The organism is Limnohabitans sp. Jir72 (genome assembly GCF_003063575.1).
In the GTDB taxonomy this organism is placed as follows: domain Bacteria; phylum Pseudomonadota; class Gammaproteobacteria; order Burkholderiales; family Burkholderiaceae_C; genus Limnohabitans_A.
The window spans coordinates 34,095-50,342 of sequence record NZ_NESC01000016.1; the positions used below are offsets into that span (position 1 = coordinate 34,095).

Annotated in this window: 17 protein-coding genes; 10 read left to right on the forward strand and 7 right to left on the reverse strand. The window is 60.4% G+C overall.

Translation table 11 applies throughout. The annotated features are described in order from the left end of the window. Positions 1-170: 170 nt before the first annotated feature. From B9Z52_RS16620 to B9Z52_RS16630, 3 genes are read left to right on the forward strand one after another with little or no spacing between them, the layout of a single operon-like run. A complete protein-coding gene (locus B9Z52_RS16620) occupies positions 171-1,298 on the forward strand; it encodes an aromatic ring-hydroxylating dioxygenase subunit alpha (RefSeq protein ID WP_108414970.1) in 1,128 nt (375 codons plus the stop codon). Between the two features lie 13 nt (positions 1,299-1,311). Next, entirely contained in the window at positions 1,312-2,199 is an 888-nt protein-coding gene (locus tag B9Z52_RS16625; protein WP_108414971.1) for a DMT family transporter, read from the forward strand. A gap of 15 nt (positions 2,200-2,214) precedes the next feature. After that, the gene (locus B9Z52_RS16630) at positions 2,215-3,075 is read left to right on the forward strand and encodes a sulfurtransferase (RefSeq protein ID WP_108414972.1); all 861 of its coding nucleotides are present in this window, start codon (positions 2,215-2,217) and stop codon (positions 3,073-3,075) included. A gap of 19 nt (positions 3,076-3,094) precedes the next feature. Here B9Z52_RS16630 and B9Z52_RS16635 read toward each other — a convergent pair whose 3' ends face one another. The 3 genes from B9Z52_RS16635 to B9Z52_RS16645 all read right to left on the reverse strand — a co-directional run bounded on the left by B9Z52_RS16635 (position 3,095) and on the right by B9Z52_RS16645 (position 5,878). Beyond that, the gene (locus B9Z52_RS16635; protein ID WP_108414986.1) at positions 3,095-3,922 is read right to left on the reverse strand and encodes a ZIP family metal transporter; all 828 of its coding nucleotides are present in this window, start codon (positions 3,920-3,922) and stop codon (positions 3,095-3,097) included. Positions 3,923-3,991: 69 nt separating this feature from the next. Next, a complete protein-coding gene (locus B9Z52_RS16640) occupies positions 3,992-4,897 on the reverse strand; it encodes a dienelactone hydrolase family protein (RefSeq protein WP_108414973.1) in 906 nt (301 codons plus the stop codon). Positions 4,898-5,071: 174 nt separating this feature from the next. After that, positions 5,072-5,878, reverse strand: coding sequence for a molybdate ABC transporter substrate-binding protein (locus B9Z52_RS16645; protein WP_108414974.1), 807 nt, complete (start codon positions 5,876-5,878; stop codon positions 5,072-5,074). 232 nt (positions 5,879-6,110) lie between these two features. Here B9Z52_RS16645 and B9Z52_RS16650 point away from each other — a divergent pair, with 232 nt between their 5' ends. Together B9Z52_RS16650 and B9Z52_RS16655 are read left to right on the forward strand one after the other, a co-directional pair. Next, the gene (locus B9Z52_RS16650; RefSeq protein ID WP_108414975.1) at positions 6,111-8,903 is read left to right on the forward strand and encodes a DNA methyltransferase; all 2,793 of its coding nucleotides are present in this window, start codon (positions 6,111-6,113) and stop codon (positions 8,901-8,903) included. 43 nt (positions 8,904-8,946) lie between these two features. Continuing rightward, complete coding sequence (locus B9Z52_RS16655) at positions 8,947-9,477, forward strand: zinc ribbon domain-containing protein (protein WP_108414976.1); 531 nt, start codon at positions 8,947-8,949, stop codon at positions 9,475-9,477. Positions 9,478-9,692: 215 nt separating this feature from the next. On the opposite strand, the gene B9Z52_RS16660 is transcribed toward B9Z52_RS16655, so the two are convergent. The 3 genes from B9Z52_RS16660 to B9Z52_RS16670 all read right to left on the reverse strand — a co-directional run bounded on the left by B9Z52_RS16660 (position 9,693) and on the right by B9Z52_RS16670 (position 10,511). After that, on the reverse strand, positions 9,693-9,893 hold the full coding sequence (locus B9Z52_RS16660) for an AAA domain-containing protein (RefSeq protein ID WP_199222126.1): 201 nt from the start codon (positions 9,891-9,893) through the stop codon (positions 9,693-9,695). A gap of 25 nt (positions 9,894-9,918) precedes the next feature. Next, complete coding sequence (locus B9Z52_RS16665) at positions 9,919-10,206, reverse strand: helix-turn-helix domain-containing protein (RefSeq protein WP_108414977.1); 288 nt, start codon at positions 10,204-10,206, stop codon at positions 9,919-9,921. A gap of 89 nt (positions 10,207-10,295) precedes the next feature. Continuing rightward, entirely contained in the window at positions 10,296-10,511 is a 216-nt protein-coding gene (locus tag B9Z52_RS16670; RefSeq protein WP_108414978.1) for an AAA domain-containing protein, read from the reverse strand. A 42-nt stretch (positions 10,512-10,553) separates the two neighbouring features. Between B9Z52_RS16670 and B9Z52_RS16675 the strand changes: the two genes are divergently transcribed. The 3 genes from B9Z52_RS16675 (at position 10,554) to B9Z52_RS16685 (ending at position 12,406) form a co-directional block, all read left to right on the forward strand. After that, positions 10,554-10,883, forward strand: coding sequence for an antitoxin (locus B9Z52_RS16675; RefSeq protein ID WP_108414979.1), 330 nt, complete (start codon positions 10,554-10,556; stop codon positions 10,881-10,883). Further along, positions 10,880-11,287, forward strand: a complete 408-nt coding sequence (locus B9Z52_RS16680; protein WP_108414980.1) for a type II toxin-antitoxin system VapC family toxin — start codon at positions 10,880-10,882, stop codon at positions 11,285-11,287. Before B9Z52_RS16675 ends, B9Z52_RS16680 begins: the two co-directional genes overlap by 4 nt. 195 nt (positions 11,288-11,482) lie before the next feature. Then, positions 11,483-12,406, forward strand: coding sequence for a Bro-N domain-containing protein (locus B9Z52_RS16685; protein WP_108414981.1), 924 nt, complete (start codon positions 11,483-11,485; stop codon positions 12,404-12,406). Between the two features lie 38 nt (positions 12,407-12,444). On the opposite strand, the gene B9Z52_RS16690 is transcribed toward B9Z52_RS16685, so the two are convergent. Next, the gene (locus B9Z52_RS16690; protein WP_233252001.1) at positions 12,445-14,511 is read right to left on the reverse strand and encodes an AAA domain-containing protein; all 2,067 of its coding nucleotides are present in this window, start codon (positions 14,509-14,511) and stop codon (positions 12,445-12,447) included. Positions 14,512-14,617: 106 nt separating this feature from the next. Here B9Z52_RS16690 and B9Z52_RS16695 point away from each other — a divergent pair, with 106 nt between their 5' ends. Continuing rightward, the gene (locus B9Z52_RS16695; protein ID WP_108414983.1) at positions 14,618-15,247 is read left to right on the forward strand and encodes a glutathione S-transferase; all 630 of its coding nucleotides are present in this window, start codon (positions 14,618-14,620) and stop codon (positions 15,245-15,247) included. Between the two features lie 350 nt (positions 15,248-15,597). Then, positions 15,598-16,248: type VI secretion system Vgr family protein (locus B9Z52_RS16700; RefSeq protein WP_199222127.1), on the forward strand; the 651-nt coding region annotated here is incomplete at its 3' end.

Below are 16,248 nucleotides of genomic sequence, written 5' to 3' on the forward strand. Positions count from 1 at the left end.
TGTCGCTTGGCCAAGCGCGGGGCAAGCCTGCGCAAGGCGCCCCAAGCCCCTCAGGGTACAATCGCCGGTTCCCCGGCAGGCCTGTTCCTGCCGTTTTTTGCGCCCAAATCGCAGGATTTGGCGCTTTGTCCCTGCCCCTTCATAGGGGGAGTCTCTAGGTCAGGTCACCCATGTCTGATTTAAGTCTTCAACTGCAGCAGGCCGCAAGCCAACTACCAGTTTCCACTTATTTCGATGAGGCGCTCTTCCAGCGCGAATTGAAAACGCTCTTCCAGCAAGGCCCCCGCTACGTGGGCCACCAGCTGGCGGTGCCCAACCCGGGCGACTACTACGCCCTGCCCCACGAGGGCCAAGGCCGCGCCCTGGTGCGCAACGCCCAAGGCGGGGTCGAGCTCGTCTCCAACGTCTGCCGCCACCGCCAAGCCGTCATGCTGAACGGCCGGGGCAACCTGCAAACCCAGCAAAAAGGCAGCGCGGGCGGCAACATCGTCTGCCCGCTGCACCGCTGGACCTATGCGCCAAATGGGCAACTGCTGGGCGCACCGCACTTCTCGCACGACCCCTGCCTGAACCTGAACAACTACAAGCTGCAAGAGTGGAACGGCTTGCTGTTTGAAGACAACGGCCGCGACATCGCCGCCGATCTGTCTGGCATGGGCCCACGCTCGCAGCTGGACTTTTCGGGCTACGCGCTCGACCGCGTCGAGCTGCACGAGTGCAACTACAACTGGAAGACCTTCATCGAGGTCTATCTGGAGGACTACCACGTCGGCCCCTTCCACCCGGGGCTGGGCTCGTTTGTCACCTGCGACGACCTGAGCTGGGAGTTCAAGGAGCACTACTCGGTGCAAACCGTGGGCGTGTCGGGCGGCTTTGGCAAGCCCGGATCGGACGCCTACAAAACCTGGCACGAGGTGCTGCTCAAGTACCGCAACGGCCAACTGCCCGAGCGCGGCGCAATTTGGCTCACGTACTACCCGCACATCATGGTCGAGTGGTACCCGCATGTGCTCACGGTGTCGACCCTGCACCCGATCAGCCCCAGCAAAACGCTGAACATGGTCGAGTTCTATTACCCCGAAGAAATCGTGGCGTTTGAGCGCGAGTTCGTCGAAGCCCAGCAAGCCGCCTACATGGAAACCTGCATCGAAGACGACGAGATTGCCGAGCGCATGGACGCGGGCCGCAAAGCCCTGCTGGCCCGTGGCGACAACGAAGTGGGCCCTTACCAAAGCCCCATGGAAGACGGCATGCAGCACTTCCACGAGTGGTACCGCCGTCAAATGACCGCGCCCTGAGCAGAAAGCCCCGATGCAAGCCTCCTGGATGATCCTTGCGTCGCTGTTTTTTGCAACGATGAGCGTGTGCATCAAATTCGCGGCCAGCCACTTCAACACCTTTGAGCTGGTGTTCTACCGGGGCCTGATCGGCATGGTCGTCATGGCCAGCCTGTGCCGTGCACAGGGCGTGTCCATTCGCACGCCCGTGCCGCTGATGCACGTCTGGCGCTCGGCCATCGGCGTGGTGTCCTTGTCGGCCTGGTTCTATGCCATCGCCCACCTGCCCCTGGCCACCGCCATGACGCTCAACTACATGAGCGGCGTGTGGGTGGCGGCCTTTTTGGTGGGCGGCACTTTGGTCATGGGCCGCCTGCAAGACGCCAGCCGCCAAGGCCCCGTGGTGCTCACAGTGCTCTCGGGCTTTGCCGGGGTGATCATGATCTTGCGCCCCACCATCGAACAAAACCAGCTGTTTGCCGGTGTGATCGGTTTGCTCTCGGGCCTGGGCGCAGCATTGGCCTACATGCAGGTGGCGGCTCTCGGCCGCATGGGCGAGCCCGAGTCGCGCACCGTGTTTTATTTCTCGATCGGCACCACCATCGTGGGCGGCGTGGCCATGTTGTTCACCGGTGCCAGCGAATGGGTCTGGCCGCAAGCCTTGTGGTTGTTGCCCATTGGCCTGTTGGCCGCGCTGGGCCAGCTGTGCATGACCAAGGCCTACACCCGAGGCGCCACCTTGCTGGTGGCCAATTTGCAATATTCGGGCATCGTGTTTGCCGCGCTGTACGGCCTGTTTTTGTTTGGCGATGTGATCCCGCTGATCGGCTGGATCGGCATGGCCCTGATCATCGCCAGCGGCATCGCCGCCACTGCCCTGCGCAAACGCGCCCTGCCCCAAGCCCCCGCCGAAGAACACTGACCCAGGAGATTGACCATGTACCGTTTGCTCATCACCACCAGCCAATTGCAAGCTTTTAAGCAGTCAGGCCAGAACCTGGTCGTGCTCGACTGCAGCTCGGACCTGATGAAGCCCGAGACGGCCGACAGCATGTTCGAGTCAGAGCGCATTGCCGGTGCCCTGCAAGCGCACCTGGATCGCAACCTCAGTGCCCACCACGACGCAGACGCAGTCAACGGTGGCCGCCACCCTTTGCCCGCCCGCGAAAAAGTGGCCGCCTGGTTGGGCAGCCAAGGCATTGGCAACGACACCCAGGTCGTGGTGTACGACCGCCAAGCCGGCAACTACTGCGGCCGCCTGTGGTGGATGCTCAAATGGCTGGGGCATGACGCCGTGGCCGTGCTCGACGGCGGCCTGCAAGGCTGGAAAGCCGCTGGCGGCGCGGTGGCTTCAGGCCCCGCCCAAGCGGCTGGTGCAGCCGTCAACTTTGCCGTCAAAGCGCCTTTGCGCCAGTTGGTGATGATCGACAGCGTGGTGGAACAACTGGGCCGCCCCACCCAAACCGTGGTCGATGCACGCGGCGCCCCGCGCTACCGTGGCGAAGTCGAGCCGCTGGACCCGATCGCCGGGCACATTCCCGGCGCACTCAACCGGCCCTTCACCGACAACTTCACCCCTGAAGGCTTCTTCAAAAGCCCAGAAGTGCTCAAGGCCGAGTGGGACAAAGTCTTGGCGGGCCGCAGCGCCAGCACCGTGGTGCACCACTGCGGCAGTGGCGTGAGCGCCGTGCCCAATTTGATCGCCATGGAGCTGGCCGGTCATGGCCCCACAGCCCTGTATGCGGGCAGCTGGAGCGAGTGGAGCCGCACCCCCGGCCTGCCCTGCGCTCAGGGCTGAACGCCAAGGGCTGAGCCGCTCAGCCCGGGTGGGCGAGTTGGCTCACCGCCATGACCATGGCCATGCCGCCGACCAGCCAGATCACTTGCGCGGCCGTTTCTTTGGCGCTCAGGCGCTTTTGCAATTGCGGAATCAAATCGGCCAGCGCCACATAAATGAAGCTGCTGCTGGCCACCACCAAAAAGTAAGGCAAGGCACCGTGCAAGGCGTCGACCAGCACATAGCCCACCGCCCCACCCAAAGCCGTGATGGCCCCAGCCATCGACACCTTGAGGACTGCAGCCTGGCGGTTGCTGCTGCCCTGGCGCAAGACCACCAAATCGCCCATGTGGTGCGGCACCTCGTGGGCCAGCACCGCCAATGAGGCGATCGCCCCCAACTGCACATCGGCCATGAAGGCCGAGGCGATCAAGATGCCATCGCCAAAGCAATGCACGCTGTCGCCCGCCAACACCGCCCAATGCCCGGCGCTGCGCTCGCCATGCGCGTGGTGGTGGTGCGCATGGCCATGGTGATCGTGTGCATGGTCGTTGGCGTGATCGTTTGCGTGATCGCCGCCATGCCCGTGGTGGTGCTCATGCCCGTGGTGCCACAGCTCGGCCTTGTCGAGCAAAAAGAAAAACACCAAGCCCAAGAGCAAGGTCAAAAACAAGGCCTGCGGGGACACACCCGCCTCGAAAGCCTCGGGCAGCAAATGCAAAAAAGCGGTGGCCAACAAAGCGCCCGCCGCCAAGCTGAGCATGTGCTGGGTGTAGCGGCTGACCACGCCAAAGCTCAGCCACGCGGCCAACCAAACACTGCCGATACCGGCCACCAAGGTGCCGATCAAAATTGCCAATAGAGTCATTTTTCCATCCGCGGTGTTCACATCACCGCCAAAACAAACCGCCCCGAAGGGCGGTTTTTCATGCATTCATCAAGCCACACTTTGGCGCTTGAGCCATGCCAGCAATCGCTGCCAACCGTCCTCGGCCGCCGCCTGGCGGAAGCTGGGCCGGTAATCGGCATGAAAAGCGTGCGGGGCCTCAGGATAAACCACAAACTCGCTCGCCTTGCCAGCGGCTGTGCTCTTGGCCAGTTCGGCTTTCATCTTATCAAGCGTGTCAAGGGGGATGCCCGTGTCGGCACCGCCATACAGGCCCAGCACCGGCGCCTTGATTTGTGCGGCCAGCGCCACGGGGTGCTGCGGCGTCTGGGGTGTTGCTGCCCCCACCAAACGGCCATACCAGGCCACGCCCGCCTTGATCTTGGGCTGGTGCGCGGCATAGAGCCAAGTGATGCGCCCACCCCAGCAAAAACCAGTGATCGCCAGCTTGTCGGTGTTGCCGCCATTGGCAGCGGCCCAGGCCACGGTGGCGTCCAGGTCGCCCATCACCTGCGCATCGGGCACCTTGGCAATGATTTCGGACTGCAGCTTGGCGATCTCGCCGTAGGCGCTGGGGTCGCCCTGGCGCACAAACAGCTCGGGCGCAATGGCCATGTAACCGGCCTGCGCCAAGCGGCGCGTCACATCAGCGATGTACTCGTGCACGCCAAAGATTTCGGAGATCACCAACACCACCGGCAAATTGGTCTTGCCCGCAGGCGCGCTGCGATAAGCGGGCATCTTGAAGCCATTCACATCGATGGTCACCTCGCCCGAGACCAAGCCGGTTGAAGGCGTTTTGATGGCAGTCTGCGCCATCACCGTACCCGCCGCAGCGGCATACCCGACGCCCACCCCGGCCCCCAGCGCCAGCTGCAAAGCCTGACGGCGCGTGCTGCCGTCAAACGCGTTCTTGCCCAGCAAAGCCTGGGCATCCTGAATCAGATCGTGGTTCACAAAGGTCTCCTTGAATGGGGGGGAAATGCGGGATCTTTGCACAACTGTGGAGCTCAACCCAATTACCCACTTTTATCTTGAAAAAGATAATTTATCTTTTTCAAGATAAAAGTGGGTAATTCATGGCCCCCGGCCCCGAACAAGCCCGTCCGCCCTTGACCTCACCAAATCAACTCAAGGACTCCCAAACCCATACCGTGCAAACACCGCCTGTGCGCTTGGCGCAAGCAAAGCGTCGGCAAAGGCCTGTGCCGCCGGGTGGGTGCCACGGCGCACGGTGAGGCCGTAGTCTGCAGACACCTGCAAATTGGGCGGCACGGCCACGATCTTCAAGCGCGGCACCTCTTTTTGTGCCGCCACGGCATTGGTGCAATAGGTCAGAAAGACATCGGCCTGCCCCTGGTCCATGACCCACGCGTAGGCGCCGCGACCTGCCGGTGGTTTGGGCGATGTGGGGCCGCCGGTCAGCTGCAAGGCCTTGCGGTCCAGCGTGGCGTAAGCGCCAGCGCTCAATGCATCGGCCCGGCGAAACAGCGCCCAAGCATAGTCACCGGCCGGGTCGGCCTTGGGGGTACTGGCGCCCACACGCACGGCCGGATCGAGCAAAGCGCTCAGCAAATGCTCGGGCGTCAAATTGAAGTTGGCTTGGGTGAGCGCGCACAGCTGGTTGCGCACAAACACGCGGGGCGGGCTCCAGCTGCCGGCGTCAGCCAGCTTTTGCGGATGCCCCATGTCGGCCGAGGCAAACACTTGGGCCGCCTCGCCCTTTTCGATGCGCTCGCGCAGCAGGCCAGAGGCCGCAAAAGACAAGGCCAGTTTTTGACCGGTGCGGGCCTCGTGCGCGCTGGCAATTTCAGTCATCGCCTCGCGCAAGCTGCCCGCCGCCACCACGGCGATGGGTTCGGGGCTCAAAGGTGTTTGGGGCATGGCGCAGGCGGTGAGCAAACTCGTCGCCAGCAAAGCAGTGGTGGTCAATCGCATGGTGATCTCGCAGGCTCAAAAAGGTCAAAAGAATGAGACCGATGCTACCCAGCCCCGGGGCCTGTGCCATACGTGAAGACACGGTAGGAAATGCTTTGCATAGAGGCAGCTGCTGCGCCCTAGGGGCCTGTATGAGCCAGGCCACACCCCATACCGTTACACCTCTGGCACTCACCCCGCCAGAAAACCGAATACTTTCAGTTACGATCCCAGCTCATTTTGTGAGTACCAAATGGGTCTTAATTGGAACGAAATCAAATCCAGGGCATTGCTTTTCAGCAAAACCTGGGCCGACGCCTGCAACGAAGACAGCCAAGCCAAGCCCTTTTGGATCGACTTCTTTGAAATCTTTGGCATCACCAACAAACGCGTTGCCACCTTTGAGCTGAACGTCAAAAAGCTCGGCGGTGCACAAGGCTTTGTGGACCTGTTTTGGCCCGGCGTGCTGTTGGTGGAGCACAAGTCGCGCGGCAAAAACCTGGACGACGCGGTGGACCAAGCCATTGGCTACCTGCACAACCTGCCCGAGCGCGACCTGCCCCAGCTGGTGGTGGTGTGCGACTTTGCCCGCTTTCGGGTGCGGCGCCTGGCCACGGGCGAGACCGTGGAGTTTGAGCTCAAGCACCTGCACAAACACGTCAAGCTCTTTGGCCTGCTGGCGGGCTACAAGGTGCAAGACATCCGTTCGGAAGACCCGGTCAACATCAAGGCCGCCGAACGCATGGGCCGCCTGCACGACGCCCTGAAAGCCAGCGGCTACAGCGGCCACGCGCTCGAAGTTCTGCTGGTGCGCCTGCTGTTTTGTTTGTTTGCCGACGACACGGGCATCTTTCAGCCCGCGCAATCGTTCAGAGACTTTGTGGAAGAACGCACCGCGCCGGACGGCTCGGACCTGGGGCCGCGCCTGGGGCAACTGTTTCAGGTGCTCAACACGCACGAGAGCCAGCGCAGCAAAAACATCGACGAACAGCTGGGCCAGTTTGCGTACATCAACGGCCGCCTGTTTGAAGAAACCCTGCCCATGGCCGACTTCAGCACCGCCATGCGCGAAGCCCTGCTGGACGCCTGTGCGCTCGACTGGTCGGCCATCAGCCCGGCGATTTTTGGCAGCTTGTTTCAGAGCATCATGGACGAAAAAGCCCGACGCAACCTGGGCGCGCACTACACGTCTGAGGCCAACATCCTCAAGCTGATCAAGCCCCTGTTTCTGGACGAACTGCACGCCGAGTTTGAGCGCGTGAAAGGCCACCGCAACAAGCTGTTTGAGTTTCACAAAAAGCTGCGCCAGCTGACGTTTTTTGACCCAGCCTGCGGGTGCGGGAACTTCTTGGTGATCAGCTACCGCGAACTGCGCGAGCTGGAGCTGAAGGTGCTGCGGGCCGACCACGAACTGAGCGCCCACAAAGGCCAGCTGACGGTGGACGTGCATGGCCTGATCGGCGTGAACGTGGACCAATTCTTTGGCATCGAGATCGAAGAGTTTCCGGCGCAAATTGCCCAAGTGGCCATGTGGCTGGTGGACCACCAAATGAACCTGCGCGTGAGCGTGGAGTTTGGCCTGTACTTTGCCCGCATCCCGCTCAAAAGCTCACCGCAAATACGCCACGCCAACGCGCTGCGGCTGGACTGGAACGAGGTGCTGCCTGCGGAGCGGTGCAGCTATGTGTTGGGCAATCCGCCGTTCTTGGGCAAGACCTACCAAAGCAAGGAACAAAAAGCCGACTTGGCTGCCGTGATGCACGGCATACACGGCGCGGGTGATCTGGACTTTGTGTGCGGCTGGTATGTGCTGGCCGCGCAATACATGCAGGGGCGCACGGGTACGCAAGCCGCCTTTGTGTCGACCAACAGCATCACACAAGGCGAACAAGTGGCCGTGCTTTGGGGCGAAATGCGGCGCCTGGGCATGCACACCCACTTTGCGCACCGTACGTTTCAGTGGAGCAACGAAGCCAGCGGCAAAGCAGCTGTGCATTGCGTGATCGTGGGCTTTGGTCCCGAGAACCAAGCCGTCAAAACCATCTTCGAATACGAGGACATCAAAGGCCTGCCGCATGCCGTGCCTGTCAAGCGCATCAACGCATATTTGGTGGATGCGCCAAACGTTTTTTTGAATAAGCGAACAACACCAGTTTGCAACGTCAGCGCTATGGCCAATGGCGGCAAAGCAACCGACGGTGGAAACCTCCTCCTGAGCGATGAAGAAAAAGCTGAGTTGATATCTATCGAACCCAAAGCCGCGAAATGGATTCGCCCATTTTTAATGGGCGATGAATTCATCAACAACATCGGCCGCTGGTGTTTGTGGTTGGTCAACATCCCACCAGCGGAACTTCGCGCCATGCCCCATGTGCTCAAGCGTGTCGAAGGTGTACGCGCCATGCGCGAAGCCAGCACCAAAGCTGCAACTGTGTCCCTGGCCAGCACACCCACGTTGTTCGGTGAAATTCGCCAACCCAAATCAAAACGCTATTTGGCCATCCCGAAAGTTTCTTCCGAACGCCGCCAATTCATCCCCATCGGCTATCTGGACAGTGACGTCATCTGCGGCGACAAAATTTTCTTTGTCGACGACGCCTCACTGTTCACCTTTGGCGTGCTCACCAGCACGATGCACAACGCCTGGATGCGATACACCTGTGGACGGTTGAAAAGCGATTACAGCTACTCCAACACCATCGTCTACAACAACTACCCCTGGCCCGGCTTCGCTGGCGAGGCACTCAGCGACAAACACCGCACAGCCATCGAACAAGCCGCCCAATGCGTGCTCGACGCCCGTGCCCAATTTGCAAGCTCGTCACTGGCCGACCTCTACGACCCGCTGACCATGCCCCCGGCCCTGCTCAAGGCCCACCAAAAACTAGACACCGCCGTAGACGCCGCCTACCAACCCAGCGGCGGCAAAAAGTCCTACGCCTCCGACGCCGAACGCGTGGCCTTTCTGTTCGATCTGTACCAACGCATCACCAGCTTGCTGGCTGTACAAGCTGCACCCCGGGTTCTTCAAAATAAATTACGTTGAGTGTCGCGATAGCTGTCGAAATTTACAAAATTCGGAGGAAAAGATGAATAAACAACAAAGGCTTTGTCACGATTGTGGTCATGAACTGCCTTCCGGCGCTTCATATTGCTCCAACTGTGGCCGACAGATCCGCAAACGATCTGAGCGGCTTGAGGAGGAGGCTGAACGGAAACAACGAAGACTCGCAGAGCACGTTCTTTCCAATAATGGCCGCGAAGCTTATGACAACTACCGCAAAGAACTGGCATTACGGGCTGCTAAACGCAACCCGCTTGTGTGGAGTCTTTTTTTAATATTTGGCCTTATTGCCCTTGCGAGCTATTTTCTACACCTAGGCATAGCAGTGGTGGTGGCATTCACTGTGATGGCAGTCTTATCTCTAGGGTTTTCTATCAATCCCGATCGCTGGCTTTCCTCCCCAGAATACTATTCTTTCCCAGGTTCGCGCTTTGAAAATGGCCAACATAGGTGCATTTTTTGTGGAGCGAAAAATATCTATTGGCAAGGGGAATACAAAACGGATAACAAGTACGCTCAATGTTCAAAATGTCAATCGCCACTCTTCGCAGGATAAGTCAAGCATATAGCGATTGCTCAACATGACAGCGTCCTCGGCCCATCCTTCCATCACGGGGTAAAACCGAGTCGCCCGTCCGTCACTTAATGATTAGTCAGCCAAGCCGTTCAGAGCAAACTCGCATGGCGTATTCGCTACGATGGCCATCACAGCATCACGTCGGCATGACAATCCCAAGTGCCTTACGATGGCCCCCATTCGCTTCACATAAGCTAGCAACTCCCAAAAAACGGATGCCTGCAAAGCGTGGACGAATCGCCAACCAGCAGCAGCTTGCGCCGTGCGCGGGTCATGCCCACGTTCATGCGGCGGATATCGGACAGAAAGCCAATCTCGCCTTGGGGGTTGCTGCGTGTCAAGGTGATGGCAATGATGTCGCGCTCTTGGCCCTGAAACGAATCGACGGTGCCCACGCTGAGCCTGCGTTGCGGCAGCGGGTCATGCAGCCGTCAAAGGCTCCATGCGCACCACAGCACGCGCTCCAACGGCACTTGCAAAGCGTTGGACTGTTCGCATGGATGGCGTACCCCTGCCACTTTCGATGCGTGCCACCACGCTTTGGGTCGTGCCCATGCGTGCGGCCACATCGCCTTGCGTCAAGCCCGCTTTCGTGCGTGCTGCAATCAGTTCACGGGCCAGCTCAAACTCGGGCGCTTGTGCGTCATAGGCTTGGCGAACGGCGGGGTTGGCCAGCAGTTGGGCTTTCAGGTCTTTCAAGCTTTTCATTTCGATTCCTCCAGGCGTTACAACCGCACACAGGCAATTCCCATCCGATAGCTTAACGCGCCTACTTCACAGCAATGGACATCACGGATTCAGGTCAGCTTGGCCATTTCATGCGCTGTGCGATAGCTCCCAACGCCCTTCACATAAGCCAACAACTCCCCAAAAAACGGATGCTTGCAAAGCGTTGACGAGTCGCCCCCCAGCAGCAGCTTGCGCCGTGCGCGGGTCATGCCCACGTTCATGCGGCGGATGTCAGACAGGAAGCCGACCTCGGCTGACTTTGACTGAATGACTCGGCTGGTGATAAAGTAGGTACGTTTTCATAGATACATTCCAAGGAGGGTGCCATGCTCGCTACCGCCAAAGTTTTCACCAACGGCCACAGCCAGGCCATTCGTTTGCCCAAGGCTTTTCGCGTGGATGTTGATGAAATGTGGATTGCTCGCAACGAGGTGACTGGGGAGATCACGCTCAAGCCCAAGGACACGGAAACCTTGCGCCAGCGTCGGCTGGATGCGCTGATGTCTGCCATTACAGCCAACCCATTACCAGACGACTTTTTGTCGGATTCCAGTCGGCAAAACAATCCACCGAAAAATCCGTTTGCGGACTGGGATACGCCAACAGCCCCCAAAGCCTCCGTTAAACGCACCGCCAAAACCAAGGCCCGCAAGTGATCAAGTACTTGGTCGACACCAACATCTTGGGCTACTTTGCACGCAACAGTTCTGCCGCGCTGCAAACGCGCATGTTGGTAGCGCTCAAAAAGCAGGAGATCGCCATCTCCGCCATCACCCGCGCCGAAACACGGTTTGGGCAAGCACTGCTGCAAGCCGAAGACAAACGCCGCCGAACCATTGATTTGATGCTCAATGAGTTGCCCGTTTTGCCATGGACGCTGGAGGCCGCAGACCGCTATGGAGAAATTGCCGCCCACCTGCAGCAAACCGGGCAGCCCATTGGCGACATGGACACCCAAATCGCCGCGCATGCATTGGCGCTGGGCCTGCCCTTGGTGACCCACAACACACGGCACTTCAAGCGGGTGCCGGGTTTGAAGCTTGAAGACTGGATGGCATAAGCCCCGAATGCGCGACCAGCTGCAACAGCTTGCGTCGCAATTATTTGCCTGCGGTTTTAAGTCTGCATAAACGCCAATCGCCAGTTTTCTGACAATGGTTTCCAGCGAGTTCCATACCTCCATCGCTGAGGGAAGAAATAGCGGTTGCAGCAATCCCAAACAGCTGTATAAAATTACAGCCCTTCAGGGAGCCATATGAAAAAAATCACCACCCCCAACGATCCCGCGCACCACATCGCGGTATTCCAGGAAACCACCATTCGCCGTGTCTGGCACAACGAGGAATGGTGGTTTGCCATTGTTGACGTGGTGGGGGTGCTGACCGATTCGGTGCAGCCAGAGGGCTACGTGAAAGACCTGCGCCGTCGTGACCCGGAGCTTGCCAAAGGGTGGGGGCAAATTGCCACCCCCCTTCGTGTTCCAACGGCAGGCGGTGCACAGCGGGTGAATTGCGCCAACACCGAAGGACTATTCCGCATCATCCAGTCCATCCCGTCGCCCAAGGCCGAGCCGTTCAAACGCTGGCTGGCGCAGGTGGGTTACGAGCGCGTCAAAGAAATAGAAAACCCCGAACTGGCCAGCGCCCGTGCCCGCGAGCTTTATCAGGCCAAGGGTTACCCGCAGGCATGGATCGAGAAGCGGCTGCGCTCCATCTCCGTGCGCGGGGAGCTGACCGACGAGTGGAAAGCACGCGGCGTGGCCGAGGGCAAAGAGTATTCAATACTCACCGCCGAAATTGCCCGCGCCACCTTTGGCGTAACGCCCGTCGAACACAGCCAGCTCAAAGGCCTGGATGCGGTGAAGACCGGCAACAACCTGCGCGACCACATGACCGACCTGGAGTTGATCTTCACCATGCTGGGCGAAGCCAGCACCACCGAAATTGCCCGCCGCAGCGACGCACAGGGTTTTGATGAGAACCGGACGTCCGCCAAAGAGGGCGGAAAGATTGCCGGCAACGCCCGCAAAGCGCTAGAGGCGAAGACGGGCAAAAAAGTGGTGAGCAAAACCAACTACCTGGCCGCAGCACCTTCGCCAGATTTGCTGGATGCGCCCCAACCGGCACCGCCGAGCCAGCCCAAAGTGCGGGTGAAATCAAAGGTGCCCAAGGGCGCATAGATTGAGGCGCTGACTTCTCAGCAAGGGCCATCTCTGTTTCAGTTCAGTCTGGCCACCTCATGCGCCGTGCGGTAGCCCCCCACGCCCTTCACATAAGCCAACAACTCCCCAAAAAACGGATGCCTGCAAAGCGTGGACGAATCGCCCACCAGCAGCAGCTTGCGCCGTGCGCGGGTCATGCCCACGTTCATGCGGCGGATGTCAGACAGGAAGCCGATCTCGCCTTGGGGGTTGCTGCGCGTCAAGGTGATGGCAATGATGTCGCGCTCTTGGCCCTGAAATGAATCAACGGTGCCCACGCTGAGCCTGCGTTGCAGCAGCAAATCATTCAGCACGGCGCTGTCTTCGATGGCGTCTTTCAAATAGTTGATTTGGGCGCGGTACGGTGCGATCACGCCAATGGTCAGCGGGCGCTGGTCTGGGTCGGTGGGTTCGCAGGGTGTCTGCAGTGGGGCCAGCAGCTGCGCCAGGCGCTCCAGCAGCAAGTGGGCTTCTTCGGGGTTGGCGGTTGACCGGCTTTCGGGGATGGCCAGTTCTTGAAAGCCGCAGCCCGCCGTGTCGATGAATTCCACGGGCAGGTCGGGTGCAAAGCGCGGGTCATTGAAGCGCGGGGAATTAAAGCGTGAGTCATAGGCGGCCAAGTCGGCGTGGCGCACGCTGGCGTGCGCCACCAGTTGGCCGCCATAAAACTTCTCGGAGCTGAAGCCCATGATGTGCGCGTGCATGCGGTATTGCGTGGTCAGCATGCGGGCGGTGTTGGGTTGGCGCTGGATGCACTTTTCAAACAGGGTTTCGCGCAGGCCTTCACGGGCGGCTTTTTCGCTTTTCACGGTGGGCGGCAACTGGTGGTGGTCGCCCGCCAACACAAGGCGCTGGCCCTTGGCAATGGGAATCCAGCAACCCGGCTCCAAGGCCTGGGCGGCTTCGTCGATGAAGACGGTCTCAAAGCCCAGGTGGCGAATGTGGCGGTGGCTGGCGCCCACCAGCGTGCAGGTGATGACCTGCACCGATTCGAGCACGTCCTCGGTCATGAAGCGCTCTAAATCGTCGGCGGCTTGGCGCAGCGTGCGTGCTTCTTCGCGCAGCCATTGGCGGCGCTGTCGCTCTTCAAAACCAAAGTTGCGCACACGTTCGCTGGCCGTCTCGCGGTGCTGTTCGGCGGTTTGGCGCATCGCGTGCATCTTGGCGTAGCTGGCGTGGGCCATCACCCCGGCGTCGAGCGTGTGCTTGAGCAGCAGCTCCGACACGCGGCTGGGGTTGCCCAGGCGGATCACATTCACACCGCGCTCGGCCAACTTTTCGGTCAGCAAGTCCACGGCGGTGTTCGAGGGGGCGCACACCAGCACGCGCCGCTCGCGCCGGACCGTTTCCAAAATGGCCTGCACCAGCGTGGTGGTTTTGCCCGTGCCGGGCGGGCCGTGGATGATGGCCACGTCTTGCGCCGTGACCACATGGCGCACCGCCGCCAGCTGCGAGTCGTTGAGCGCACTGGGGTAAAACAGGTCGTCGGCTTGGGGCTCGCGAAAGCGGGCTGCCTTGGCACCCAGCAGCACGTCGCGCAGTTCGGCCAAGCGGTTGCCGTGTGCGGCCATGACCGCGCTCAGGGCTTGGTTCATCTCGCGGTAGCTCACCTCGTCAAAGGTCAGGTCAATGCCGAGCGTGCTGCCGTTGAGCGTGCTGCCGTCCAGCACCCAGTCGGGCAGCGCTTCTTTGGTGGTGGCCAACAGCAGCTTGTTGCGCCGCACGCGGGTGACCACGCCACTCACCACGGGCCGGTCAGGCCCAGAGTAGCCGGGCGCACTGCTGAACAGCGCCGCAGCCGCCCCCACCTGAAACAAATGCAGGTCTTGCCGATGCGCCGGGCGTTCTAGCTCCAGCACCACCTTGCCCCCAAAACCAATGTCTTCTTGGGTGATGGTGACGGGGTACCAAGTCAGGCCACGCCGACGGCGCTCTTTGATGCTGGCACTGGCATTTTTGAGCTTGAACTGCGCCTGGTCTTCCTGTTGCTCCAGTTGCATGAGCGCGCGCACATGGCGTAACTCGTGTTCAACAGAAAGAGGGGCGGTGGGGGTCGGGTCTTGGTCGGCCAAAGGGAATGACAAAGGACAGAGAGGGGTTCACGGACTTGACCGCTCTCGGATTGGAGGATGGACGGGACTCTAACTGAATTGGCCTGGGCACCAGACGCAAGCCCTATCATTCCCCCTCATGCCCTCCCCCATCCTGTATTCTTTCCGCCGCTGTCCCTACGCCATGCGTGCCCGCTTGGCTTTGCAGGTCAGCGGCGTGGCTTACGAGCACCGCGAGGTGGTGCTGAAAAGCAAGCCCGCATCCATGCTGGCTTTGTCGCCCAAGGGCACGGTGCCGGTGTTGTGGCTGCCGGCCGATTCGCAGGTGATCGATCAGAGCCTGGACATCATGCTGTGGGCGCTGGCGCAAAACGACCCGATGCATTGGCTGCCGCAGGGCGATGCTTTGGCACGAGCTTTGCAAGACATCGCGTTCAACGATGGGCCTTTCAAGCAGCGGCTGGACCGCTACAAATACCCGCAGCGCTCGGGCCTGGCCAGTGGCGTGACCGATCGCGACTTGGGCGCCCAGTGGCTGGCGCAGCTGGATGCGCGTTTGCAGCAGCAGGCCTTTTTTTCAGGCGCGCATTGGGGCCTGACGGATGCGGCGCTGGCGCCCTTTGTGCGGCAGTTCGCGCACACCGACCCGGTCTGGTTTGCGGCGCAGCCTTGGGGCCGCTTGAGCGGCTGGCTGACTGCTTTTGAAGGCTCTCAGGCTTATGCGCAGATCATGGCCAAGCACCCGGCTTGGCAAGATCCGGCGGCTTGATGCATTGACGCGCCTTGAGTTTGTAGGAGCCGCACCCCGTGCGCGATGGTTTGTGGTTTGCGCAAAATCGCGCACGGGGTAAGGCTCCTCCATGGCTCAAGACCAACAGGGTGAGCGCGTGGCGTGGCTTGGTCTACTTCACTGCCGCGCCGTGCGCACGTTGGGTGGCACCGCGCCGGGGTGGCTGGTGCGCCTGGGGTTGATGTCCAAAACGTCGCACCAGCGTATTGCTACAAAGGTTCATTTCCCAGTACTTTTGCCCCTGCGTCATGATTCTTTGAAATTTCTGCTGTTTTGTATGTTTACTTTGGTATCTAATCTCGAATTCCGTTCAGGTTTGCAGATTCGATATGCCAAATTTCTTTCCATCCCCCCGCGTCCTCACCATCACCAGCCCCGCCATCCCCCAAGTGGCCGGCGCTGCCGCCTTGGTGCCCCTGAAGCTCTCGGGCCATGAGGCCGTCAACACCCTCTTTGAGTACACCCTCATCCTGCAAAGCCCCGACGCCTTGCAGTTTGCCGCCAACGACGCCAGCAACTTCCCCCTGCACGACATGGTCGGGCGCGAGATCACTTGTGCCATCGCTCTGGACGGGCACGGCAGCTTTGTAGCGGGCTTGGCGGGCAACTTGGGCGCAGCCAACCTGGGCGCAGGCGTTCGCGAACTTTCTGGCCTCATCACCGCCGCCCGCCACCTGGGCACCGACAGCCGCCACGCCCTGTATGCGCTCACCCTGCGCCCCTGGCTGCACCTGGCCACGCTGACGACTGACTGCAAAGTGTTTCAAGACCAAACCCCGGTTGAAGTCATCCGCGCCGTCTTGGCCGACTACGCCTTTGCTGCCGAAGTGCGCCTGATCGAAACGTATCCGACTCGCGACTACTGCGTGCAGTACAACGAAACCGACTTTGAATTCATCACCCGCCTCATGCAAGAGTGGGGCATCAACTACCACTTTGAGCACTCGGGCGGTGTGCACCGCCTGATCTTGAGCGACCAC